Here is a 23,285-nt window from a genome sequence, read left to right on the forward strand (position 1 = left end):
AACAGTGCCGGGGAGACCCGGCGCTGTTGTCCGTTTTAGCAGCAGGCAGGAAACAGCCTGATACCTGGAGAGCCTTTCTTGAGCCAGGAATACACCGAAGACAAAGAAGTCAAACTTACCAAACTCAGCAGCGGGCGCCGACTCCTCGAGGCGATGCTCATCCTTTGCTCCCTCTTCGCCATCTGGCTGATGGCGGCATTACTGAGCTTTAACCCCTCGGACCCAAGCTGGTCGCAAACGGCATGGCATGAGCCTATCCATAATTTAGGCGGCGCCCCCGGCGCGTGGCTTGCCGATACCCTCTTTTTCATTTTTGGCGTCATGGCCTACACCATCCCGGTGATCATCATCGGCGGATGCTGGTTTGCCTGGCGGCATCAGGAAAATGACGAATATATTGATTATTTCGCCGTTTCTCTGCGCCTCATCGGTGCGTTAGCCCTGATCCTGACCTCCTGCGGTCTGGCGGCGATTAACGCCGATGATATCTGGTACTTCGCCTCTGGCGGGGTGATTGGCAGCCTGCTGAGCACCACCCTGCAACCGCTGCTGCACAGCAGCGGCGGCACCATTGCGCTGTTGTGCATCTGGGCGGCCGGCCTGACGCTGTTTACCGGCTGGTCGTGGGTCAGCATTGCGGAAAAACTGGGCGGCGGCATCCTGTCCGTGCTCACCTTTGCCAGCAATCGTACCCGTCGGGATGATACCTGGGTCGATGAAGGCGAATACGAAGACGACGATGAAGAGTACGACGACGAAGAGGCGGCAACCCCCCAGGAGTCGCGTCGCGCCCGTATCTTGCGCAGCGCACTGGCGCGGCGTAAACGTCTCGCTGAGAAGTTTACCAACCCCATGGGGCGTAAAACCGACGCGGCGCTTTTCTCCGGCAAACGGATGGATGACGGGGAAGAGGCAGTGCAGTACAGCGCCAGCGGTGCGCCTGTTGCCGCCGACGATGTACTGTTTTCCGGCGCCAGCGCCGCGCGTCCCGCCGAGAATGATGTGTTGTTCTCCGGCGCCAGCGCCGCGCGCCCGGGCGATTTCGACCCTTACGATCCGTTGCTGAACGGCCAGAGTATCGCTGAGCCGGTGGGCGCAGCGGCGGCGGCCACTGCCGCGCCGCAGCCGTGGGCCGAATCACCGGCTGGTCATCAGGGCGCTGCGCCGGTTTATCAGCCGGAAGCTGGTTACCCGCCGCAGCCCTACCAGCCAGAGCCGGCACCGTATCAGCAGCCTGCTTATGCTCCTCATGCCGGTCAGCCGGCACCGCAGGCGTATCAGCCTGAGCCAGTGCAGTATCAGCAGCCGGTTTACGATCCGTATGCCGGCCAGCCTGCGCCGCAGGGGTATCAACCCGAGCCTGCGCCGTATCAGCAGCCGGTTTACGATCCGTATGCCGGTCAGCCGGCTCCGCAGGGGTATCAACCCGAGCCTGCGCCGTATCAGCAGCCGACTTACGATCCGCATGCCGGTCAGCCTGCGCCGCAGGCGTATCAGCCTGAGCCTGCGCCGTATCAGCAGCCGGTTTACGATCCGCATGCCGTCCAGCCTGCGCCGCAGGGGTATCAGCCAGAGCCGGCGCCGTATCAGCAGTCGGTTTACGATCCACATGTTGCTCAGCCTGCGCCGCAGGGGTATCAGCCAGAGCCGGCGCCGTATCAGCAGCCGGTTTACGATCCGCATGCTGTCCAGCCTGCGCCGCAGGGGTATCAACCCGAGCCTGCGCCGTATCAGCAGCCGGCTTACGATCCGCATGCCGGTCAGCCTGCGCCGCAGGCGTATCAGCCTGAGCCCGCGCCGGTACCTGCCGCGCAGCCAGAGCCTGAGGTCGTGCAGGAAGAAGTGAAACGTCCGCCGCTCTATTATTTCGAGGAAGTGGAAGAGAAGCGGGCGCGCGAACGCGAGCTGCTGGCTTCCTGGTATCAGCCTATTCCGGAGCCGGAAAGTCCGATCGCCACCAAACCGCTGACGCCGCCCGCCTCGCCGTCCAAACCGCCCGTGGAGTCAACCGTAGTTTCTGCGGTGGCGGCAGGAGTGCATCAGGCAACGGCTGCCAGCGGCGGCGCAGCCGCTGCGAAGACGGCGACCGCCGCGTCCGCAGCGACAGCGCCATTGTTCAGCCCGGCCTCCAGCGGACCGCGGGTCCAGGTGAAAGAGGGCATTGGTCCAAAACTACCGCGGCCAAATCGCGTTCGCGTCCCGACGCGTCGGGAACTGGCCTCCTACGGCATCAAGCTACCGTCGCAGCGGGAAGCTGAACAGCGCGCGCGGCAGGCCGAGCGCGACCCCCATTATGATGATGAGCTGCTCTCGGATGAGGAAGCGGATGCTATGGAGCAGGATGAGCTGGCTCGCCAGTTCGCCGCCACTCAACAGCAGCGCTATGGCCATCGCTGGGAAGACGATAACGCGACTGATGACGATGACGCCGATGCCGCGGCGGAAGCGGAGCTGGCGCGCCAGTTTGCCGCCACCCAGCAGCAGCGCTACGCCTCCGAGCAGCCGCCGGGCGCTAATCCGTTCTCGCCGGCGGATTATGAATTCTCGCCGATGAAAACGCTGGTCAATGAGGGTCCGAGCGAGCCGCTGTTTACGCCGACACCGGAAGTACAGCCGCAGCAGCCAGCCCAGCACTATCAACAACCGGCCGCCGCTCCGCAGCAGGGTTATCAACCTGCGCAGCACCAGCCGGTACACCCTCAGCCAGTGCCGCAGCAGCCTTACCAGACTGCGCCGCAGCCCGTGCAGCAGCAACAGCCGGTTGCCCCACAGGGGCACCAGCCTGCCGCGCCTGCGCCGCAGGAGAGCCTGATCCACCCGCTGCTGATGCGCAATGGCGATAGTCGACCGCTGCAAAAGCCGACAACGCCGCTGCCGTCGCTGGATCTGCTCACGCCGCCGCCCAGTGAAGTCGAGCCGGTGGATACCTTTGCTCTTGAGCAGATGGCACGACTGGTGGAAGCGCGACTCGCCGACTTCCGCATTAAAGCGGATGTGGTGAACTACTCGCCGGGGCCGGTGATCACCCGTTTCGAACTGAATCTGGCGCCTGGCGTCAAAGCGGCGCGAATCTCTAACCTGTCACGGGATCTGGCGCGTTCGCTGTCCACGGTCGCCGTGCGCGTGGTGGAAGTGATCCCGGGTAAACCGTATGTCGGGCTTGAGCTGCCGAATAAAAAGCGCCAGACCGTCTACCTGCGTGAAGTGCTCGACAACAGCAAGTTCCGTGATAACCCGTCGCCGCTGACCGTGGTGCTGGGTAAAGACATCGCCGGCGATCCGGTGGTGGCCGATCTGGCGAAAATGCCGCACCTGCTGGTGGCCGGTACCACCGGTTCCGGTAAGTCAGTCGGCGTCAACGCCATGATCCTCAGCATGCTCTACAAAGCGCAGCCGGAAGATGTGCGTTTCATTATGATCGACCCGAAAATGCTCGAGCTGTCGGTCTACGAAGGTATTCCGCATCTGCTGACGGAAGTGGTCACCGACATGAAAGACGCCGCCAATGCGCTGCGCTGGAGCGTCAACGAGATGGAGCGTCGCTACAAGCTAATGTCGGCGCTGGGCGTACGAAATCTGGCGGGCTATAACGAGAAGATTGCTGAAGCGGCACGCATGGGCCGTCCGATCCCGGATCCATACTGGAAGCCAGGCGACAGTATGGACGCCGTGCACCCGGTACTGGAAAAGCTACCGTACATAGTGGTGCTGGTGGACGAATTCGCCGACCTGATGATGACCGTCGGTAAGAAGGTGGAAGAGCTGATCGCTCGCCTGGCGCAGAAAGCGCGTGCGGCGGGGATCCACCTGGTGCTGGCGACGCAGCGTCCGTCGGTGGATGTCATTACCGGTCTGATTAAGGCCAACATTCCGACGCGTATCGCCTTTACCGTGTCGAGTAAAATTGACTCGCGTACCATTCTCGATCAGGGCGGTGCGGAATCGCTGCTCGGGATGGGGGATATGCTCTACTCCGGGCCGAACTCCACCACGCCGGTGCGCGTCCATGGGGCGTTTGTTCGCGACCAGGAAGTCCACGCTGTGGTTCAGGACTGGAAAGCCCGCGGTCGTCCGCAGTATGTTGACGGCATTACCTCCGACAGCGAAAGCGAAGGCGGCGGCGGCGGTTTCGACGGCGGTGAAGAGCTGGATCCACTGTTCGATCAGGCGGTCAGCTTTGTGACCGAGAAGCGTAAAGCGTCGATTTCCGGGGTGCAGCGCCAGTTCCGCATTGGCTATAACCGTGCCGCGCGTATCATCGAACAGATGGAAGCGCAGGGTATTGTCAGCGAGCAGGGCCATAACGGTAACCGCGAAGTGCTGGCGCCGCCGCCCTTTGAATGAGTGCAAAGTTGGGTAAATAAGCGCAAAATCAGCCAATTCTTCTGTCCCGCCGCCGTCGGCGGTCCTACATTAGGGGCAGAAGAGGCTCCCGCGTCGGGAGTGACGCACATTAAGGAAGAACAATGAAAAAACTCGCAATCACCTGTGCATTACTGTCTGGTATGGTCGTCAGCCAGGTCTGGGCAGATGCGGCCAGTGACTTAAAAAGCCGTCTTGATAAAGTGAGCAGCTTCCATGCCAGCTTCACGCAAAAAGTCACCGACGGCAGCGGCAACGCCGTGCAGGACGGACAGGGCGACCTGTGGGTAAAACGCCCGAATCTGTTTAACTGGCATATGACCCAGCCGGATGAGAGCGTCCTCGTTTCGGATGGTAAAACCCTGTGGTTCTATAACCCGTTCGTCGAGCAGGCCACGGCGACCTGGCTGAAAGACGCCACTAGCAACACGCCGTTTATGCTGATTGCCCGCAACCAGTCCAGCGACTGGCAGCAGTACAATATCAAACAAAACGGCGATGATTTTGTGCTGACGCCGAAAAGCGGCAGCGGCAACCTGAAGCAGTTCACGATCAACGTCGGTCGGGACGGCACCATCCATCAGTTCAGCGCCGTCGAGCAGGACGATCAGCGCAGCAGCTATCAGCTGAAATCGCAGCAGAACGGCGCCGTCGACGCATCTAAGTTCACCTTTACGCCGCCGAAAGGGGTGACGGTGGACGATCAACGTAAGTAGAGGCGAAAGTGAGCAATCTGTCGCTCGATTTTTCCGACAACGCGTTTCAACCTCTGGCCGCTCGCATGCGGCCAGAAAATTTAGCGCAGTATATTGGCCAGCAGCACCTGCTGGCGCCGGGTAAACCCCTGCCGCGGGCGATCGAAGCCGGGCACCTGCATTCGATGATCCTCTGGGGGCCGCCGGGTACCGGCAAGACTACCCTGGCGGAAGTTATCGCCCGTTATGCCAGCGCCGATGTCGAAAGGATCTCGGCGGTGACCTCCGGGGTGAAAGAGATCCGCGAGGCCATTGAGCGCGCGCGGCAGAATCGCAACGCCGGCCGACGAACGATTCTGTTTGTTGACGAAGTGCATCGCTTCAATAAAAGCCAGCAGGATGCCTTTCTGCCGCATATTGAAGATGGCACTATCACTTTTATTGGCGCGACCACCGAAAACCCTTCCTTTGAGCTTAACTCAGCGCTGCTCTCCCGCGCCCGCGTCTATTTACTGAAATCGCTCACTACCGACGATATCGAGCGGGTGCTTGACCAGGCGATGAACGATAAAACCCGCGGCTACGGCGGCCGGGATATCGTTTTGCCGGATGAGACCCGCAGGGCCATCGCCGAACTGGTAAACGGCGACGCGCGGCGGGCGCTGAATACCCTGGAAATGATGGCCGATATGGCCGAGAGCGATGATGCGGGCAAGCGGGTGCTGAAGGCGGAACTGCTGACCGAGATCGCCGGCGAGCGCAGCGCGCGCTTTGATAATAAAGGCGACCGTTTCTACGATTTGATTTCCGCCCTGCATAAGTCGGTGCGCGGTAGCGCGCCGGACGCGGCGCTTTACTGGTACGCGCGGATCATCACCGCCGGGGGCGATCCGCTGTATGTTGCCCGCCGTTGTCTGGCGATTGCCTCGGAAGACGTCGGCAACGCCGATCCGCGGGCGATGCAGGTGGCCATATCGGCGTGGGACTGCTTCACCCGCGTCGGGCCGGCGGAAGGCGAACGGGCGATTGCCCAGGCTATTGTCTATCTGGCCTGCGCGCCGAAGAGCAATGCGGTCTACACCGCCTTTAAAGCGGCGCTGGCCGATGCGCGAGACCGTCCGGACTATGACGTTCCGGTGCATCTGCGCAATGCGCCGACGAAGCTGATGAAAGAGATGGGCTACGGGCAGGAGTATCGCTACGCTCATGACGAACCTAACGCCTACGCCGCCGGCGAGCAGTACTTCCCGCAGGAAATGGCGCAAACGCGCTATTATCACCCGACAAACCGGGGGCTTGAGGGCAAAATTGGCGAAAAGCTCGCCTGGCTCGCTGAACAGGATCAAAATAGCCCGATAAAACGCTACCGCTAATTGAGGCGTTGCGGTAAGGTTATTACACTATTTCCGTGGCCGTAGCCTGCGGCCACTTTTCTTTTTTTAATTCGATAAGCACAGGATAAGCATGCTCGATCCCAATCTGCTGCGTACCGAGCCAGACGCAGTCGCAGAAAAACTGGCACGCCGGGGCTTTAAGCTGGATGTAGATAAACTTCGCGCGCTTGAAGAGCGTCGTAAAGTTCTGCAGGTGCAAACGGAAAACCTGCAGGCGGAGCGCAACTCCCGATCGAAATCCATTGGCCAGGCGAAAGCGCGCGGGGAAGACATCGAGCCATTACGCCTGGAAGTGAACAAACTCGGCGAACAGCTGGATGCCGCAAAATCCGAGCTGGAAGCGCTGCTGGCGGAAATCCGCGATATCGCGCTGGCGATCCCGAATATTCCTCACGATGACGTGCCGGTTGGCCGTGACGAAAACGACAACGTTGAAGTCAGCCGCTGGGGCACGCCGCGCCAGTTCGATTTTGACGTGCGCGATCACGTGACGCTGGGTGAAATGCACGGCGGGCTGGATTTTGCCGCCGCCGTTAAGCTCACTGGTTCGCGCTTCGTGGTGATGAAAGGCCAGCTGGCCCGTCTGCACCGCGCCCTGGCGCAGTTCATGCTGGATCTGCACACTGAACAGCATGGCTATAGCGAAAACTATGTCCCGTACCTGGTAAACCAGGACACCCTGTATGGCACCGGCCAGCTGCCAAAATTCGCCGGCGACCTGTTCCATACTCGCCCGTTGGAAGAAGAGGCTGACAGCAGCAACTACGCGCTGATCCCGACGGCGGAAGTGCCGCTGACCAACCTGGTGCGTGATGAAATTATCGATGAAGACGATCTGCCGATCAAAATGACCGCCCATACGCCGTGCTTCCGTTCCGAAGCGGGTTCTTATGGTCGCGACACCCGCGGTCTGATCCGTATGCACCAGTTCGATAAAGTTGAGATGGTGCAGATTGTCCGTCCGGAAGACTCCATGGCGGCGCTGGAAGAGATGACCGGCCACGCCGAGAAAGTGCTGCAGCTGCTGGGCCTGCCGTACCGTAAGGTCGCGCTGTGCACCGGCGATATGGGCTTCAGCGCCTGCAAAACCTATGACCTCGAAGTGTGGGTTCCGGCGCAGAACACCTACCGTGAGATCTCTTCCTGCTCTAACGTCTGGGATTTCCAGGCGCGTCGTATGCAGGCTCGCTGCCGTAGCAAGTCCGACAAGAAGACCCGTCTCGTTCATACCCTGAATGGTTCTGGACTGGCGGTTGGTCGTACGCTGGTGGCGCTGATGGAAAACTATCAGCAGGCCGATGGCCGTATCGAGATCCCGGAAATCCTGCGCCCGTATATGCGCGGCCTCGAATATATTGGTTAATTTTTACCATCTCCCTTAAAAGCGCCTGCGGGCGCTTTTTTTACACCCTTATTGATACCGGGCAATAATCCCTTCCGCGAATGCAGTGATACTCCCTTTGGATTAAATCAGCATAAAAAATCAATAATATTTCAAAGCATTATATATATGACTATATAGCGCTTATCAGTTTATTGTGAGCAACCAAAGCGAGTATCCATGAAAATTAAAGCCCCCGATGCTTTACTGGCTGCTGAGGTAAGCCGCCGTGGTCTGATGAAAACCACGGCAATAGGCGGCCTGGCGCTGGCCAGCAACGCACTAACGTTACCCTTTTCCCGTATGGCCCATGCCGCCGACACGCCAGCCCCGGCCAGTGAGAAGGTGGTCTGGAGCGCATGCACCGTCAACTGCGGTAGCCGCTGCCCGCTGCGCATGCACGTGGTGGATGGCGCGATTAAATACGTTGAAACCGATAATACCGGTGACGATAACTATGACGGCCTGCATCAGGTGCGCGCCTGCCTGCGCGGACGTTCTATGCGCCGCCGGGTTTATAACCCCGATCGGCTGAAATACCCCATGAAGCGCGTAGGTAAACGCGGTGAGGGTAAATTCGAGCAAATCAGCTGGGATGAGGCATTCGATATCATTGCCAGCACGACGCAGCGGCTGATTAAAGATTACGGCAACGAGTCCATCTATCTGAACTACGGCACCGGCACGCTGGGTGGCACGCTGACCCGCTCCTGGCCGCCGGGGAAAACCCTGATTGCCCGTCTGATGAACTGCTGCGGCGGGTATCTCAATCATTACGGCGACTATTCATCCGCGCAGATTGCTGCCGGGTTGAATTACACCTACGGCGGCTGGGCAGATGGCAACAGCCCGTCGGATATTGAAAACAGCCAGCTGGTAGTGCTGTTCGGCAACAACCCCGGGGAAACGCGGATGAGCGGCGGCGGGGTGACCTACTATCTTGAGCAGGCGCGCCAGAAATCCAATGCCAGGATGATCATTATCGATCCGCGCTATACCGACACCGGCGCCGGACGCGAAGATGAATGGATCCCGATTCGCCCCGGCACCGATGCGGCGCTGGTATCGGGTCTGGCGTGGGTGATGATCACCGAGAATCTGGTCGATCAGCCGTTCCTCGATAAATACTGCGTGGGATACGACGAGAAAACGCTGCCCGCCGGTGCGCCAGCCAATGGTCATTACAAAGCTTATATTCTTGGCGAGGGCACTGACGGTATCGCCAAAACGCCGGAGTGGGCCTCGACCATTACCGGTATTCCGCGCGAACGCATTGTTAAACTGGCGCGGGAAATTGCCACCGCTAAACCGGCCTATATCAGCCAGGGCTGGGGGCCGCAGCGTCATGCCAACGGCGAAATCGCCACCCGGGCTATCGCGATGCTCGCCATTCTGACCGGTAACGTCGGGATCAACGGCGGCAATAGCGGCGCGCGCGAGGGCTCCTACAGCCTGCCGTTTGAACGTATGCCGACGCTGGAGAATCCGGTTCAGACCAGCATCTCGATGTTTATGTGGACCGATGCGATTGAGCGCGGCCCGGAAATGACCGCCCTGCGCGATGGGGTACGTGGCAAAGATAAGCTCGATGTGCCGATCAAAATGATCTGGAACTATGCGGGCAACTGCCTGATCAACCAGCACTCTGAGATCAACCGCACCCACGAAATCCTGCAGGACGATAAGAAGTGCGAGATGATTGTGGTCATCGACTGTCATATGACCTCGTCAGCGAAATACGCCGATATTCTGCTGCCGGACTGCACCGCCTCTGAGCAGATGGATTTCGCGCTAGATGCCTCCTGCGGCAACATGTCCTACGTCATCTTTGCCGACCAGGCCATTAAGCCGCGTTTCGAATGTAAAACCATCTATGAGATGACCAGCGAGCTGGCGAAGCGCCTTGGCGTCGAGGAGAAATTTACCGAAGGCCGTACCCAGGAAGGCTGGATGCGCTATCTGTATGAGCAGTCGCGCAAAGCGATTCCCGACCTGCCGGATTTCGACACCTTCCGTCAGCAGGGCATCTATAAGCAGCGCGATCCGCAAGGTCATCATGTGGCCTACAAAGCCTTCCGTGAGGATCCGCAGGCTAATCCGCTGACCACGCCTTCGGGCAAGATCGAAATTTACTCGCAGGATCTGGCGAAAATCGCCGCCACCTGGGAGCTGCCGGAAGGGGATGTTATCGATCCGCTGCCGATATACACCCCGGGCTTCGAAAACTACAACGATCCGCTGACGGCAAAATACCCGCTACAACTGACCGGTTTTCACTATAAATCACGCGTTCACTCAACCTACGGCAACGTCGATGTACTGAAGGCCGCCTGTCGGCAGGAGATGTGGATTAACCCGATCGATGCCCGCCAGCGCGGCATTGCCAACGGCGATCGCATTCGCATCTTCAACGACCGTGGGGAAGTGCATATCGAAGCGAAGGTGACCCCACGCATGATGCCCGGCGTGGTCGCGCTGGGGGAAGGGGCATGGTATAACCCGGACGCCTCGCGTGTGGATCAGGCGGGCAGCATCAACGTGCTGACCACCCAGCGCCCCTCGCCGCTGGCGAAGGGCAACCCGTCGCATACCAACCTCGTCCAGGTTGAGAAGCTGTAAGGAGTAACCGATGACAACTCAGTATGGATTTTTTATTGATTCCGCCCGTTGCACCGGTTGCAAGACCTGCGAACTGGCCTGTAAGGACTACAAAAATCTGACCCCGGAGGTCAGCTTCCGCCGCATCTATGAATATGCCGGCGGCGACTGGCAGGAGGATAACGGCGTCTGGAATCAGAACGTGTTCGCCTATTACCTCTCCATCGCCTGTAACCACTGTGAAGATCCAGCCTGCACCAAAGTCTGCCCGAGCGGTGCGATGCACAAGCGCGAAGACGGTTTTGTGGTGGTCAACGAAGAGGTCTGCATTGGCTGCCGTTACTGCCATATGGCCTGTCCGTACGGCGCGCCGCAGTATAACGCCGATAAAGGCCATATGACTAAGTGCGACGGCTGCCACGAGCGCGTCGCCGAAGGGAAAAAGCCGATCTGCGTCGAGTCCTGCCCGTTGCGGGCGCTCGATTTCGGGCCGATTGCCGAACTACGCGCTAAGCACGGCCAGCTGGCGGCGGTGGCGCCGCTGCCTTCGGCGCACTTTACCCGGCCGAGCATCGTGATCAAACCTAACGCCAATGCCCGGCCGTGTGGCGATACCACTGGTTACCTGGCGAACCCGAAGGAGGTGTGAGATGGGAAACGGATGGCATGAATGGCCGCTGATGATCTTTACGGTCTTCGGCCAGTGCGTCGCGGGCGGCTTCATCGTCCTGGCGCTGGCGCTGATGACGGGCAAGCTTTCCCGTGAGCAGGAGCAGCGCGTGGTAGGTAGCATGTTCGGCCTGTGGGTATTGATGGGGGTCGGGTTTATCGCCTCGACAATGCACCTCGGTTCGCCGCTGCGGGCCTTTAATTCGCTCAATCGCGTGGGGGCCTCGTCGCTGAGTAATGAGATAGCCAGCGGGGCGATCTTCTTCGCCATTGGCGGGATTGGCTGGCTGCTGGCCGTGTGCAAAAAGCTGCCTGCCGGACTGCGTAGCCTGTGGCTGGTAGTGACCATGGCGCTGGGGGTGATCTTCGTCTGGATGATGGTGCGGGTCTATAACACCATCGACACGGTGCCGACCTGGTATACCGTCTGGACGCCGCTGAGCTTCTTCCTGACGCTGTTTATCGGCGGCCCGCTGCTGGGCTATCTGCTGCTGCGCGTCGCAGGCGTCGACGGTTGGGCGATGCGCCTGCTGCCGGTGGTCACTTTGCTGGCGCTGCTGGCGAGTATTGTGGTGGTCCTGATGCAGGGGAGTGAACTCGCCACTATCCGCAGCTCAATTCAGCAGGCCTCCGCCCTGGTGCCGGATTATGGGCTGCTTATGGCCTGGCGCGTGGTGCTGCTGGCGCTGGCCCTGGCCTGCTGGTGCGTGCCGCAGATTCGCGGCCGCAAGCCGGCGCTCTCGCTGCTCGGCCTGGCGTTTGTTCTGGTGCTGGCGGGAGAGATGATTGGCCGCGGCGTATTCTATGGTCTGCATATGACCGTCGGGATGGCTATCGCCAGTTAATCAGCCTCATCATGCCGGCGCAGGCGTGCCGGCATGATGAAAACGTGCTGTTGATAGATGAAATTTTTCGACTGAAATTAACGCAGGGATTTATTAATAAATTAAGAAAAACAATAGCGTATTATTTGTTGCCTCACCTTTCCCCCTTCTGTGGATAAAAAACTTCTATCGTGCCCTGCAAAACCGCGTCAGGCTTGATTTCAGGTGGATTGACAATGTTTTTAGCGGTGGCATGATGCGCTCGCGATCTGAACATTCCTCACGGTTTTTACCCATGACCATCTACACCCGGCCAGTGCAAATGCTGCTCTGTGGCCTGCTTTTACTGACCCTGGCGATAGCGGTGCTGAATACGCTCGTCCCGCTGTGGCTCGCCCATGAAAATATGCCAACCTGGCAGGTCGGCATGGTGGGGTCATCTTATTTTACCGGCAACCTGGCCGGTACGTTGCTTGCCGGCTGGGTGATCAAGCGCCTGGGGTTTAACCGCAGCTATTATCTCGCGTCGTTAATCTTCGCCGTCGGCTGCGTAGGGCTGGGGATCACCGTGGGCTTCTGGACGTGGCTGAGCTGGCGGTTTATCGCCGGCGTAGGCTGCGCGATGATTTGGGTGGTAGTGGAAAGCGCGCTGGTCTGCAGCGGCACTTCTCGCAGCCGCGGTCGTCTGCTGGCGGCGTACATGATGGTTTATTACGTTGGTACCGTACTGGGCCAGCTGATGGTCAGTAAACTACCCACTGATTTAATGAGCGTCCTGCCGTGGGTGACGGGCCTGGCGCTGGCGGCGATCCTGCCGCTGCTGTTTACCCGCATTATGGGGCAGGCCGAAGAGCCGCATGAAACGGTACGGATCTGGCCGATGCTTAAGCTGCGCCAGGCGCGCCACGGGGTCAATGGCTGCATTATCTCGGGGATTGTCCTCGGCTCGCTTTATGGTCTTATGCCGCTGTGGCTAAACCATCAGGGCGTCAGCGACGCCGGCATTGGCTTCTGGATGGCGGTGATGGTGAGCGCGGGGATCCTCGGCCAATGGCCGGTAGGGCGGCTGGCAGACCGCTACGGTCGCCTGCTGGTGCTGCGGGTGCAGGTTTTTGTGGTGATTCTGGGATGTCTGGCGATGCTCAGCCAGGCGGCAATGGCGCCGGCGCTGTTTGTGCTTGGGGCATCCGGTTTCACGCTGTATCCGGTGGCGATGGCCTGGGCCTGTGAGAAAGTGGAGCACCATCAGCTGGTAGCGATGAACCAGGCGCTGCTGATGAGCTATACCATCGGCAGCCTGCTGGGCCCGACGCTGACGGCGATGCTGATGCAGAACTTCTCGGATAACCTGCTGTTTATCATGATCGCCAGCGTGTCGTTTATCTATCTGCTGACCCTGCTGCGCAAAGCCGGGCATCATCCAACGCCGGTGGCGCACGCCTGATCCTGTAACGCGCAGCGTATGCTGCGCGTCATCCGTTTCAATTACCTATTTTTACTGCTGCAGAACCAACCTGTCGCTTTGCATGAGAAGGCAATGGCTGGACGGACACGGCTTCCCACGCCGTTGCAGGCCGGCATAGGTGCTTCACCGGCCCGGGTGGGATTAGTACATCACTTTATGACCATACTGCTCAAGGATGCCTTTTACCCGCTCCATGGTCTCTTTCTTCGGCGGATGGACGCCGTCCAGCTTGTATTCTTCGCCCATTGCTACCCATTTGTGTTTGCCCAGCTCATGGTAGGGCAGCAGCTCGATTTTTTCGACATTGCCCATATCGCGGGTAAATTCGCCCAGGCGGTGTGCGGAGTCATCATCGTCTGACCAGCCCGGAACCACCACGTAGCGGATCCAGACATTGATATTCTTCTTCGCCAGATACTGGGCGAATTCCAGCGTACGATGGTTAGAGACGCCGACCAGGTTCTGGTGAATCTCATCATTCATCTGCTTGAGATCCAGCATCACCAGGTCTGTTACCTCCAGCAGTTCGTCGATAACCGGATCGTAGCGACGGACAAAGCCGTTGGTATCGAGACAGGTATGAATACCTTCTTTCTTACAGGCGCGGAACCAGTCGCGAACAAACTCCGCCTGCAGGATCGCCTCACCGCCCGATGCGGTGACGCCGCCGCCGGAAGCATTCATAAAGTGACGATAGGTCACCACCTCTTTCATGAGCTCTTCAACGGTGATTTCTTTGCCGCCGTGGGTATCCCATGTATCACGGTTATGGCAGTACAGGCAACGCATCAGGCAGCCCTGGAAAAAGGTAATAAAGCGGATGCCCGGGCCATCAACGGTGCCACAGGATTCAAAGGAGTGAATGCGACCAATAACTGACATTGCGGTGTTTTCTCCAGATGTGGCCCATCCGGGGCCGTGTTGGTGCACAGCTCAGCGGCTGTGTCGAGTCTGTTTTGACAGATACCCAAAGTATAGATAACTGGCAAAGCAGGCTAGGGCGGGGATTGCTTGTTAAAAAGGCCCCACTGATGTGGGGCCTTTATTGTACGCTTTTTCAGTCAGACAGGGAATTACATGGTCTGAGTGAAGGTACGGGTAATAACGTCCTGCTGCTGTTCTTTAGTCAGGGAGTTAAAACGTACAGCGTAGCCAGATACGCGGATGGTCAGCTGCGGATATTTTTCCGGATTTTCCATCGCGTCGAGCAGCATTTCGCGGTTCATCACGTTCACGTTCAGGTGCTGACCACCTTCGATGGACGCTTCGTGGTGGAAGTAACCATCCATCAGACCCGCCAGGTTGGTCTTACGAACTTCGTCATCTTTACCCAGTGCGTTCGGTACGATAGAGAAGGTGTAAGAGATACCATCTTTCGCGTAAGCAAACGGCAGTTTCGCTACGGAGGTCAGAGAGGCAACAGCGCCTTTCTGGTCACGACCGTGCATCGGGTTAGCACCTGGTCCGAACGGCGCGCCAGCGCGACGACCGTCTGGGGTGTTACCGGTTTTCTTACCATATACCACGTTAGAGGTGATGGTCAGAACAGACTGAGTCGGAATCGCGTTGCGGTAGGTGTGCAGTTTCTGAATTTTCTTCATGAAACGTTCAACCAGGTCAACGGCCATGTCATCGACGCGAGCATCGTTGTTACCAAACTGCGGATATTCGCCTTCGATTTCGAAGTCAACAGCCAGACCGTCTTCGTCACGAATCGGTTTAACTTTCGCATATTTGATAGCAGACAGGGAGTCAGCAGCAACGGACAGACCCGCGATACCACACGCCATGGTGCGGATAACGTCACGGTCGTGCAGCGCCATCAGAGAGGCTTCGTAGCTGTACTTGTCGTGCATGTAGTGGATGATGTTCAGCGCAGTGACGTACTGTTTAGCCAGCCAGTCCATGAAGTGATCCATGCGCTCCATGACTTCGTCGAAGTTCAGGACGTCGCCTTTGATCGGTTCAGATTTCGGACCCACCTGCATTTTCAGTTTTTCATCCACGCCGCCGTTGATAGCGTACAGCATGGTTTTCGCGAGGTTGGCGCGAGCACCGAAGAACTGCATTTGCTTACCAACAACCATCGGGCTTACGCAGCATGCGATAGCGTAGTCGTCGTTATTGAAGTCCGGACGCATCAGGTCATCGTTCTCATACTGCAGAGAAGAGGTATCGATGGACACTTTAGCCGCGAATTTCTTGAAGCTCAGCGGCAGTTTTTCAGACCACAGGATAGTGATGTTCGGCTCCGGAGACGGCCCCATGGTGTACAGGGTGTTCAGGAAGCGGAAGCTGTTTTTGGTCACCAGAGTACGGCCGTCAACGCCCATACCGCCGATGGATTCCGTTGCCCAAATCGGGTCGCCGGAGAACAGTTCATCGTATTCCGGGGTACGCAGGAAGCGAACCATACGCAGTTTCATGACCAGGTGGTCAACCATTTCCTGCGCGTCTTGCTCGGTGATTTTACCCGCCTGCAGGTCACGTTCGATGTAGATATCCAGGAAGCTGGAGGTACGACCGAAGGACATTGCCGCGCCGTTCTGAGATTTCACGGCAGCCAGGTAACCGAAGTAGGTCCACTGGATAGCTTCCTGAGCGGTGGTTGCCGGACCGGAGATGTCGTAGCCATATTTAGCCGCCATCTCTTTGATCTGGCCCAGCGCACGGTGCTGTTCAGCAATTTCTTCACGCAGACGGATGGTCGCTTCCAGATCTTCGCCGCTTTCCAGTTTCGCTTGCAGAGAGTTGAACTGGGCGAATTTGTCTTTCATCAGGAAGTCGATACCGTACAGCGCAACGCGACGGTAGTCACCGATGATACGACCACGGCCGTAAGCATCCGGCAGACCGGTCAGTACGCCGGATTTACGGCAGCGCAGGATGTCCGGAGTATAGACGTCGAAAACGCCCTGGTTGTGAGTTTTACGGTACTCGGTGAAGATTTTTTTCAGCATCGGGTCCAGTTCGCGATTGTACGCTTTGCAGGAACCTTCAACCATTTTAATACCACCAAACGGGATGATCGCACGTTTCAGCGGCGCTTCGGTCTGCAGACCAACGATTTTTTCCAGACCTTTCTCGATATAGCCTGCGTCGTGAGAGGTGATGGTGGAAGCCAGGGCAGTGTCAAAATCAACAGGCGCGTGAGTGCGGTTTTCCTGTTTTACACCTTCCATTACGGTGTCCCACAGCTTGGTGGTCGCTTCAGTCGCGCCAGCCAGGAAGGATTCGTCGCCTTCATATGGGGTGTAGTTTTTCTGAATAAAGTCACGGACGTTGACTTCATTCTGCCAGTCACCTTTCGCAAAACCTTCCCAGGCTGTGGCTAACTTTTCATTAAGCTCGGACATGTAACACCTACCTTCTTAAGTGGATTTTTTATTTACTGCCTGAAACAACCCTTAGTGATGGTCGTTGCCACGCAGGTAAATGACCCAGTATGTCAACCCGACCAGCAGACCCCCGCCGATAATGTTCCCGATAGTTACCGGAATCAGGTTATCAGTGATGAAGTTCATAACGGTCAAGTGAGAGAAACTTTCCGGAGTCGAACCGATTGCGGTCCAGAATTCCGGGCTTGCAAAGTTGCGGATTACGATACCCATCGGGATCATAAACATGTTGGCGATGCTGTGCTCAAAGCCGCTGGCAACGAACATCGCTACCGGCAGGACCATGATCATCGCTTTATCCATCAGGCTACGACCGGAATAGCTCATCCATACGGCGAGACAAACCATCAGGTTAGCGAGGATACCCAGGCTCACGGCCTCCACAAAAGTATGGTGCATTTTGTGGTCAGCGGTCTGCAGGACATTAAGCCCCCAACCGCCGTTGGCAGTCATATATTCGCCTGATAACCACATCAGCAGCACAAACAGCAGTGCGCCCACCAGGTTACCAAAATAGACGTTGAGCCAGTTTTTTGCCAGTTGCCCCCAGGTAATTCGACCGCTGGCTTTCGCCACCACGATCAATACCGTAGAGGTAAAGAGGTCAGCGCCGCAGATAACGCACAGAATCAGACCCAGGGAAAAACAGACCCCACCGATAAGCTTGGCAATCCCATAAGGCATCGCGGCAGTGCCGGTGGTCGCGGTGATATAGAATACGAAAGCGATGGAGATGAAAACGCCAGCGGTGATCGCCAGATAAAAGGTCTTCATCGGATGCTTCGTTGCTTTATAGACACCTGCTTCTTCGGCGACTTTCGCCATCGCGGCAGGGAGCAAAAGATCAAAAGGGTTGTCAGCTTTCACACTAACTCTCTCTTTATATAAGTTGGCGGTGAGATACTAACAAAGCATTATAGAAGGGAAATTGATATAGATCATATCTCACCGGAACTATATGCCTTTTTAGTGTGTGGTTTTTGTGATTTATTGAATTAAGTAATTGAATGTTATGAGGAAAATAAATTTTAAAATTTATAAATTATGTTGAATTTTTTCGTTTTCACGCCATTTCTTGAGTTAATTAATATGGAGTATTTTATTTAAAATTAACGAATGGTAAATGTTATATGCGCGTTATTTACTATTAATTAACTTTACAACTACAAACTATAGTGGCCACCTCGTCAGGTGAAATCAACGGAGCCACATTGGGCTCCGTTGTTGGCAACCACGATGGCGCGCTTAGGGCTTATTTTGCCCAGAACGCCGCCTTCGCCCGCTGCAGCTTTTCATAGGCCTTCAGTAGCGACTGATGGGCCGGGAAGGCCTGCAGATCGCTGTCGACAGCCTGGAGGCCATAGAACGGCGCTTCCCCGCTCAGCGCCGCGCTGGCGGCTTCGACCGCCTCGGCGCCGTACATACGGATGAAGGCGTTCAGGTATTGCAGCGGCTGACGCTCCTCTTCCTGGCTCAGCAGCAGCAGGGTCTGCAGGCAGCGATAGTAGTTAGCACGTTCGGCGCTGAAGACCGAAGCGTTGAATTCCATGGTCCACTCGGTCCAGATCAGCGCCTGCTCCAGATCGCCGCCGGCCAGGGCCAGCATGGCTTTCAGCTCCCCGACGCGCAGGGTATACCAGCCGTTGTCTTTGCCGGTGGCGAGGCCCAGCAGTTCGCGAACGCGGGTGAAATCATCCAGACCCTCATCGTCCATCTGCTCGATCAGCGCCAGGTAATCTTCTTTTTCCCACTCGCTGCCCGGCAGGGACAGAATGGTGTCGCGCAGATGAGCGCCCATGCTGTTGTTCGCCAGCCACAGATCTTCCGCTGGGTAAATATCCGACATCCCCGGGACGATGATACGGCAGGCGTAAACGCCCAGGTGCTCGTAGTCGGCGATATATACTTCTTTATCTTCGGCCTTGAAGATGGCCATCAGGGTGGCGAACTCTTCTTCTGTGGTGCCGGAGAAGCTCCAGTCCACGAACGGATAGTCGGCATCCTGCTTGAACATATCCCAGGAAATCAGGCCGCTGGAGTCGATAAAGTGGGTTTCGAGGTTAGCGTGCTCGGCGACCTCTTCATCGTCGAAGGTCGGCGGCGTGAAGACGTCGAGATCTTTCAGGCTACGGCCCTGCAGCAGTTCGGTGACCGTACGCTCCAGCGCCACGCCGAAGTCCGGGTGGGCGCCGAAAGAGGCGAAGCAGGTGCCGTTTGCCGGGTTAAACAGCACGACGCAGATAACCGGATACTTGCCGCCCAGCGAGCCATCATAGGCAAAGATCGGGAAACCTTCGGCTTCCAGTTTGGCGATCGACTCCACGACGCCCGGATAGCGCGCCATGACCTCCGCCGGGATCTCCGGCAGGCTGATGCTTTCGGCGATGATGCGATTTTTGATGTGGCGCTCAAAGACTTCGGACAGGCCCTGCACGCGAGCTTCATTACGGGTGTTGCCGGCGGACATGCCGTTGGAGACATACAGGTTGCCGACGATATTCATAGGAATATAGACCGTTTCGCCGTCGGACTGGCGGGTAAAGGGCAGGCCGCACACGCCGCGCTCATCATTACCGGATTGCAGATCCACCAGCATGCTGGCCGTCAGCTGATCGTCCGGATCGTAGAACGCGCGCAGACGAGCATCCAACAGGCCTTCCGGGACCTCGTCGTCTTCGGTCAGCGGGAACCACTTTTCGTTTGGGTAGTGAACGAACGGGCCATTAGCGATAGTGTCGCCTAACCAGAAGTCAGCGAAAAAATAGTTGGTGGACAGGCGCTCGAAATATTCGCCCAGCGCGGAGGCGAGGGCTGCCTTTTTGGTGGCGCCTTTACCATTAGTAAAGCACAGCGCGCATTCCTTATCGCGAATGTGAACGGACCACACGTGCGGCACCGGGTTCAGCCACGAGGCCTCTTCGATATCAAATCCGAGGTCGAGCAATTTTTGCTGGAAGCGAGCGATGGAATCTTCCAGGGCGGCATCTTTGCCGGGAATAAACGTTTGGGTCATGGCGATCACTTTTGTCGTACGGAAAGCGCGCAATGATACGGCTTTTATCTGACAGGTGCTATCTCCATCATCTGGCTATGCTTAGAGACATCTTTTAATGCTCAGGGAGATGATAATGAAAGCCTTTGACTGGCAGCGGATGGCGCTCGATAAAGTGCCGGTGGAATTTCTCGGCGAGGTGGCGTTGCGCAGCCTCTACACCTTCGTTCTGGTCTTTATTTTCCTCAAAATTACCGGACGGCGCGGCGTGCGGCAGATGTCGCTGTTTGAGGTGCTGATTATTTTGACCCTCGGTTCGGCGGCGGGGGACGTGGCGTTTTATGACGATGTCCCGCTGTTGCCGGTGCTGGTGGTCTTCGTCACGCTGGCGCTGCTTTATCGCGGCATCATGTGGCTGATGGGGCATAGCGAAAAGCTGGAGGATCTGCTGGAGGGGAAACCTATCGTGGTGGTGGAGGAGGGGCAGCTGGCCTGGGAGAAACTGCATGCGGAAAATATGACCGAATTTGAATTTTTTATGGAGCTGCGGGTCAACAGCGTCGAGCAGCTCGGCCAGGTGCGGCTGGCGATCCTCGAAACCAACGGCCAGATCAGCGTGTTTTATTATCCGGATGAGGAGGTGAGGGCCGGGTTGTCGATCCTCCCGACGCACTGCACCACGCGCTATACCACTATTCCTCAGGAAGGGATCTACGCCTGCGTACGCTGCAGCATCGTGATGGCGATGCAGGCGGGAGAAAAGCGAATATGTCCCCGCTGCGCAAATGCAGAATGGTCGAAGGCCAGCCGGGCGAAACGGCTCACCTGACAGCAAATATGTCGGTTTTATTACGTCAAGCCGATAGATTCTGTTGTGTGACGGCTGCCGCGTTTTGCCGTCGGCGAGTTTTAGCCATTGCGGACCGTGTCACTGAATGATAAAACCGATAGCCACAGGAATAACTTATGCCCGCGGCGGTTCGCGGGCAAAACAACATAGCAACGTGGTGAGGGGAAATGGCTCAGGTCTATAACTTCAGTTCGGGCCCGGCAATGCTGCCGGCGGAAGTACTCAAACTGGCTCAGCAGGAACTGTGCGACTGGCACGGTCTGGGTACGTCGGTCATGGAAATCAGTCACCGTGGTAAGGAATTCATCCAGGTGGCAGAAGAGGCAGAACAGGACTTCCGTTCTCTGCTGAACATCCCTTCCAACTATAAAGTGTTGTTCTGCCATGGCGGCGGCCGCGGCCAGTTCGCCGGGATCCCGCTGAACATCCTCGGCGATAAAAACGTCGCTGACTATGTGGACGCCGGCTACTGGGCGGCCAGCGCGGTCAAAGAGGCGAAGAAATACTGCACGCCTAACGTCATCGACGCGAAAATCACCGTCGACGGCAAGCGCGCGGTCAAGCCAATGAGCGAGTGGCAGCTGACGCCGGGCGCGGCGTATCTGCACTACTGCCCGAACGAAACCATTGACGGTATCGCGATTGACGATACGCCGAACTTCGGCGACGACGTCATCGTGACCGCCGATTTCTCCTCCACTATTCTGTCTCGCGAAATTGACGTCAACCGCTACGGCGTGATCTACGCTGGCGCGCAGAAGAATATCGGCCCGGCAGGGTTGACGCTGGTTATCGTGCGTGAAGATCTGCTGGGTAAAGCCAGCGTGGCCTGCCCGTCAATCCTCGACTACACCGTGTTAAGCGAGAATGACTCGATGTTTAACACGCCGCCGACGTTCGCCTGGTATCTGGCCGGTCTGGTGTTTAAGTGGCTGAAACAGCAGGGCGGCGTCGCCGCGATGGACAAGATCAACCAGCAGAAAGCCGAACTGCTGTATGGCGTGATCGATAACAGCGGCTTCTATCGTAACGATGTGGCGCAAGCCAACCGCTCCCGCATGAACGTGCCGTTCCAGCTGGCGGACAGCGCGCTGGATAAACTGTTCCTTGAAGAGTCGTTTGCCGCCGGGCTGCACGCGCTGAAGGGCCACCGGGTGGTGGGCGGCATGCGTGCCTCCATCTACAACGCGATGCCGCTGGACGGCGTGAAGGCGTTAACCGACTTTATGCTGGACTTCGAACGCCGCCACGGTTAATCGCCCGTTTCTTTCTTCCTCCCCGCGGCCTGTCTGCGGGGTTTTTATTCTGTTTGTTTGAGAGTGAAGTTTGATGGAATCCCTGACGTTACAACCCATCGCACGCGTAGAGGGCACCGTGAACCTGCCTGGTTCGAAAAGCGTCTCCAACCGCGCGCTGCTGCTGGCCGCCCTGGCCCGCGGCACGACGGTGCTGACCAACCTGCTGGACAGCGACGATGTGCGCCATATGCTGAATGCCCTGAGTGCGCTGGGGGTTCAATACACCCTGTCTGCTGACCGTACCCGCTGTGAAGTGACCGGCAACGGCGGCCCGCTGCATGCCGCAGCGGCGCTGGAGCTGTTCCTCGGCAACGCCGGTACCGCGATGCGCCCGCTGGCGGCAGCTCTGTGCCTTGGCAGCAACGATATCGTGCTGACCGGCGAGCCGCGAATGAAAGAGCGCCCGATTGGCCATCTGGTAGATGCCCTGCGTCAGGGCGGCGCTCAGATCGACTATCTGGAGCAGGAAAATTATCCGCCGCTGCGCCTGCGCGGGGGGTTCCAGGGGGGCAACGTCGACGTTGACGGCAGCGTCTCCAGCCAGTTCCTGACAGCGCTGCTGATGGCCGCGCCGCTGGCGCCGCAGGATACCGTAATCGCCATTAAGGGCGATCTGGTGTCGAAACCCTATATCGACATCACCCTGCACCTGATGAAAACCTTCGGGGTTGAGGTGGACAACCAGTCTTATCAGCGCTTTGTAGTGCGCGGCAAGCAACAGTATCAGTCACCGGGGGATTACCTGGTGGAAGGAGATGCTTCATCGGCCTCGTATTTCCTCGCCGCTGGCGCCATTAAGGGCGGCACGGTGAAGGTCACCGGTATTGGCCGCGGCAGCGTACAGGGCGACATTCGTTTCGCCGACGTACTGGAAAAAATGGGCGCCACCGTCACCTGGGGCGACGATTTCATCGCCTGCACCCGTGGCGAGCTCAAGGCTATCGATATGGATATGAACCATATTCCGGACGCCGCGATGACCATCGCCACCGCCGCGCTGTTCGCGCAAGGCACTACCACGCTGCGCAATATCTACAACTGGCGGGTCAAGGAGACGGACCGTCTGTTCGCCATGGCGACAGAACTGCGTAAAGTAGGCGCCGAGGTGGAAGAGGGTGAAGATTATATTCGCATCACCCCGCCGGCGACGCTGAAGTTTGCTGAAATCGGCACCTATAACGACCACCGGATGGCGATGTGCTTCTCGCTGGTGGCGCTGTCTGATACGCCGGTGACTATCCTTGATCCCAAATGTACGGCGAAAACGTTCCCCGACTATTTTGAGCAACTGGCGCGGATCAGTACCCTCGCCTGAGTAAAACTTTGTCATCCCGCGGGCTGATGTCCTGTCAGCCCGCT

The 23,285-nt window shown here is 57.7% G+C and carries 15 protein-coding genes; 11 read left to right on the forward strand and 4 right to left on the reverse strand.

Features of this window, described 5'->3' with window-relative positions; genetic code table 11:
- Nucleotides 1–78 precede the first annotated feature (78 nt).
- From ftsK to KHQ24_RS05375, 8 genes are all read left to right on the forward strand, one after another.
- Nucleotides 79–4,344 carry a DNA translocase FtsK gene (ftsK, locus tag KHQ24_RS05340; RefSeq protein WP_135683016.1) on the forward strand — a complete coding sequence of 1,422 codons (4,266 nt, stop codon included), beginning with the start codon at nt 79–81 and terminating at the stop codon, nt 4,342–4,344.
- Between the two features lie 122 nt (nt 4,345–4,466).
- Nucleotides 4,467–5,078 (forward strand): outer membrane lipoprotein chaperone LolA, encoded by a 612-nt coding sequence (gene lolA, locus KHQ24_RS05345; RefSeq protein WP_004201368.1) that lies wholly within the window; start codon nt 4,467–4,469, stop codon nt 5,076–5,078.
- 8 nt (nt 5,079–5,086) lie between these two features.
- The gene (rarA, locus tag KHQ24_RS05350; RefSeq protein WP_211777149.1) at nt 5,087–6,430 is read left to right on the forward strand and encodes a replication-associated recombination protein RarA; all 1,344 of its coding nucleotides are present in this window, start codon (nt 5,087–5,089) and stop codon (nt 6,428–6,430) included.
- Nucleotides 6,431–6,521: 91 nt separating this feature from the next.
- The gene (gene serS / locus KHQ24_RS05355) at nt 6,522–7,814 is read left to right on the forward strand and encodes a serine--tRNA ligase (protein WP_004201371.1); all 1,293 of its coding nucleotides are present in this window, start codon (nt 6,522–6,524) and stop codon (nt 7,812–7,814) included.
- 198 nt (nt 7,815–8,012) lie between these two features.
- Complete coding sequence (gene dmsA / locus KHQ24_RS05360; RefSeq protein WP_135683018.1) at nt 8,013–10,451, forward strand: dimethylsulfoxide reductase subunit A; 2,439 nt, start codon at nt 8,013–8,015, stop codon at nt 10,449–10,451.
- Nucleotides 10,452–10,461: 10 nt separating this feature from the next.
- Nucleotides 10,462–11,079: a DMSO/selenate family reductase complex B subunit gene (locus KHQ24_RS05365; protein ID WP_004201375.1), complete on the forward strand. Its 618-nt coding sequence runs from the start codon at nt 10,462–10,464 to the stop codon at nt 11,077–11,079.
- A 1-nt stretch (nt 11,080) separates the two neighbouring features.
- Nucleotides 11,081–11,944, forward strand: a complete 864-nt coding sequence (locus KHQ24_RS05370; RefSeq protein ID WP_064187632.1) for a dimethyl sulfoxide reductase anchor subunit family protein — start codon at nt 11,081–11,083, stop codon at nt 11,942–11,944.
- A 274-nt stretch (nt 11,945–12,218) separates the two neighbouring features.
- The gene (locus tag KHQ24_RS05375; RefSeq protein ID WP_004201378.1) at nt 12,219–13,367 is read left to right on the forward strand and encodes an MFS transporter; all 1,149 of its coding nucleotides are present in this window, start codon (nt 12,219–12,221) and stop codon (nt 13,365–13,367) included.
- A gap of 162 nt (nt 13,368–13,529) precedes the next feature.
- Here the strand turns inward: KHQ24_RS05375 and pflA are convergent, their stop codons facing one another.
- From pflA to ycaO, 4 genes are all read right to left on the reverse strand, one after another.
- Nucleotides 13,530–14,270 carry a pyruvate formate lyase 1-activating protein gene (pflA, locus tag KHQ24_RS05380; RefSeq protein ID WP_002898145.1) on the reverse strand — a complete coding sequence of 247 codons (741 nt, stop codon included), beginning with the start codon at nt 14,268–14,270 and terminating at the stop codon, nt 13,530–13,532.
- Nucleotides 14,271–14,461: 191 nt separating this feature from the next.
- Nucleotides 14,462–16,744 carry a formate C-acetyltransferase gene (gene pflB / locus KHQ24_RS05385; protein ID WP_004201379.1) on the reverse strand — a complete coding sequence of 761 codons (2,283 nt, stop codon included), beginning with the start codon at nt 16,742–16,744 and terminating at the stop codon, nt 14,462–14,464.
- 51 nt (nt 16,745–16,795) lie between these two features.
- Nucleotides 16,796–17,653 (reverse strand): formate transporter FocA, encoded by an 858-nt coding sequence (gene focA / locus KHQ24_RS05390; protein ID WP_004201380.1) that lies wholly within the window; start codon nt 17,651–17,653, stop codon nt 16,796–16,798.
- Nucleotides 17,654–18,038: 385 nt separating this feature from the next.
- Nucleotides 18,039–19,799: a 30S ribosomal protein S12 methylthiotransferase accessory factor YcaO gene (gene ycaO / locus KHQ24_RS05395; RefSeq protein ID WP_023320066.1), complete on the reverse strand. Its 1,761-nt coding sequence runs from the start codon at nt 19,797–19,799 to the stop codon at nt 18,039–18,041.
- 115 nt (nt 19,800–19,914) lie between these two features.
- Between ycaO and KHQ24_RS05400 the strand changes: the two genes are divergently transcribed.
- The 3 genes from KHQ24_RS05400 (at nt 19,915) to aroA (ending at nt 23,241) form a co-directional block, all read left to right on the forward strand.
- A complete protein-coding gene (locus tag KHQ24_RS05400; protein ID WP_023320067.1) occupies nt 19,915–20,607 on the forward strand; it encodes a DUF421 domain-containing protein in 693 nt (230 codons plus the stop codon).
- Between the two features lie 188 nt (nt 20,608–20,795).
- Nucleotides 20,796–21,884, forward strand: coding sequence for a 3-phosphoserine/phosphohydroxythreonine transaminase (gene serC / locus KHQ24_RS05405; protein ID WP_004201383.1), 1,089 nt, complete (start codon nt 20,796–20,798; stop codon nt 21,882–21,884).
- 73 nt (nt 21,885–21,957) lie between these two features.
- Complete coding sequence (aroA, locus tag KHQ24_RS05410; RefSeq protein ID WP_023320069.1) at nt 21,958–23,241, forward strand: 3-phosphoshikimate 1-carboxyvinyltransferase; 1,284 nt, start codon at nt 21,958–21,960, stop codon at nt 23,239–23,241.
- Nucleotides 23,242–23,285: the final 44 nt, after the last annotated feature.

The sequence above is a fragment of the Klebsiella sp. 54 genome (genome assembly GCF_018223875.1).
GTDB classification, from domain to species: Bacteria; Pseudomonadota; Gammaproteobacteria; order Enterobacterales; family Enterobacteriaceae; genus Klebsiella; species Klebsiella quasipneumoniae.

Excerpts from the sequence above, each read along its gene's own strand:
- lolA (WP_004201368.1), top strand. The coding sequence starts at position 4,467 with ATGAAAAAACTCGCAATCACCTGTGCATTACTGTCTGGTATGGTCGTC.
- serS (WP_004201371.1), top strand. The coding sequence starts at position 6,522 with ATGCTCGATCCCAATCTGCTGCGTACCGAGCCAGACGCAGTCGCAGAA.
- dmsA (WP_135683018.1), top strand. The coding sequence starts at position 8,013 with ATGAAAATTAAAGCCCCCGATGCTTTACTGGCTGCTGAGGTAAGCCGC.
- KHQ24_RS05365 (WP_004201375.1), top strand. The coding sequence starts at position 10,462 with ATGACAACTCAGTATGGATTTTTTATTGATTCCGCCCGTTGCACCGGT.
- KHQ24_RS05370 (WP_064187632.1), top strand. The coding sequence starts at position 11,081 with ATGGGAAACGGATGGCATGAATGGCCGCTGATGATCTTTACGGTCTTC.
- KHQ24_RS05375 (WP_004201378.1), top strand. The coding sequence starts at position 12,219 with ATGACCATCTACACCCGGCCAGTGCAAATGCTGCTCTGTGGCCTGCTT.
- pflA (WP_002898145.1), bottom strand. The coding sequence starts at position 14,270 with ATGTCAGTTATTGGTCGCATTCACTCCTTTGAATCCTGTGGCACCGTT.
- pflB (WP_004201379.1), bottom strand. The coding sequence starts at position 16,744 with ATGTCCGAGCTTAATGAAAAGTTAGCCACAGCCTGGGAAGGTTTTGCG.
- ycaO (WP_023320066.1), bottom strand. The coding sequence starts at position 19,799 with ATGACCCAAACGTTTATTCCCGGCAAAGATGCCGCCCTGGAAGATTCC.
- KHQ24_RS05400 (WP_023320067.1), top strand. The coding sequence starts at position 19,915 with ATGAAAGCCTTTGACTGGCAGCGGATGGCGCTCGATAAAGTGCCGGTG.
- serC (WP_004201383.1), top strand. The coding sequence starts at position 20,796 with ATGGCTCAGGTCTATAACTTCAGTTCGGGCCCGGCAATGCTGCCGGCG.
- aroA (WP_023320069.1), top strand. The coding sequence starts at position 21,958 with ATGGAATCCCTGACGTTACAACCCATCGCACGCGTAGAGGGCACCGTG.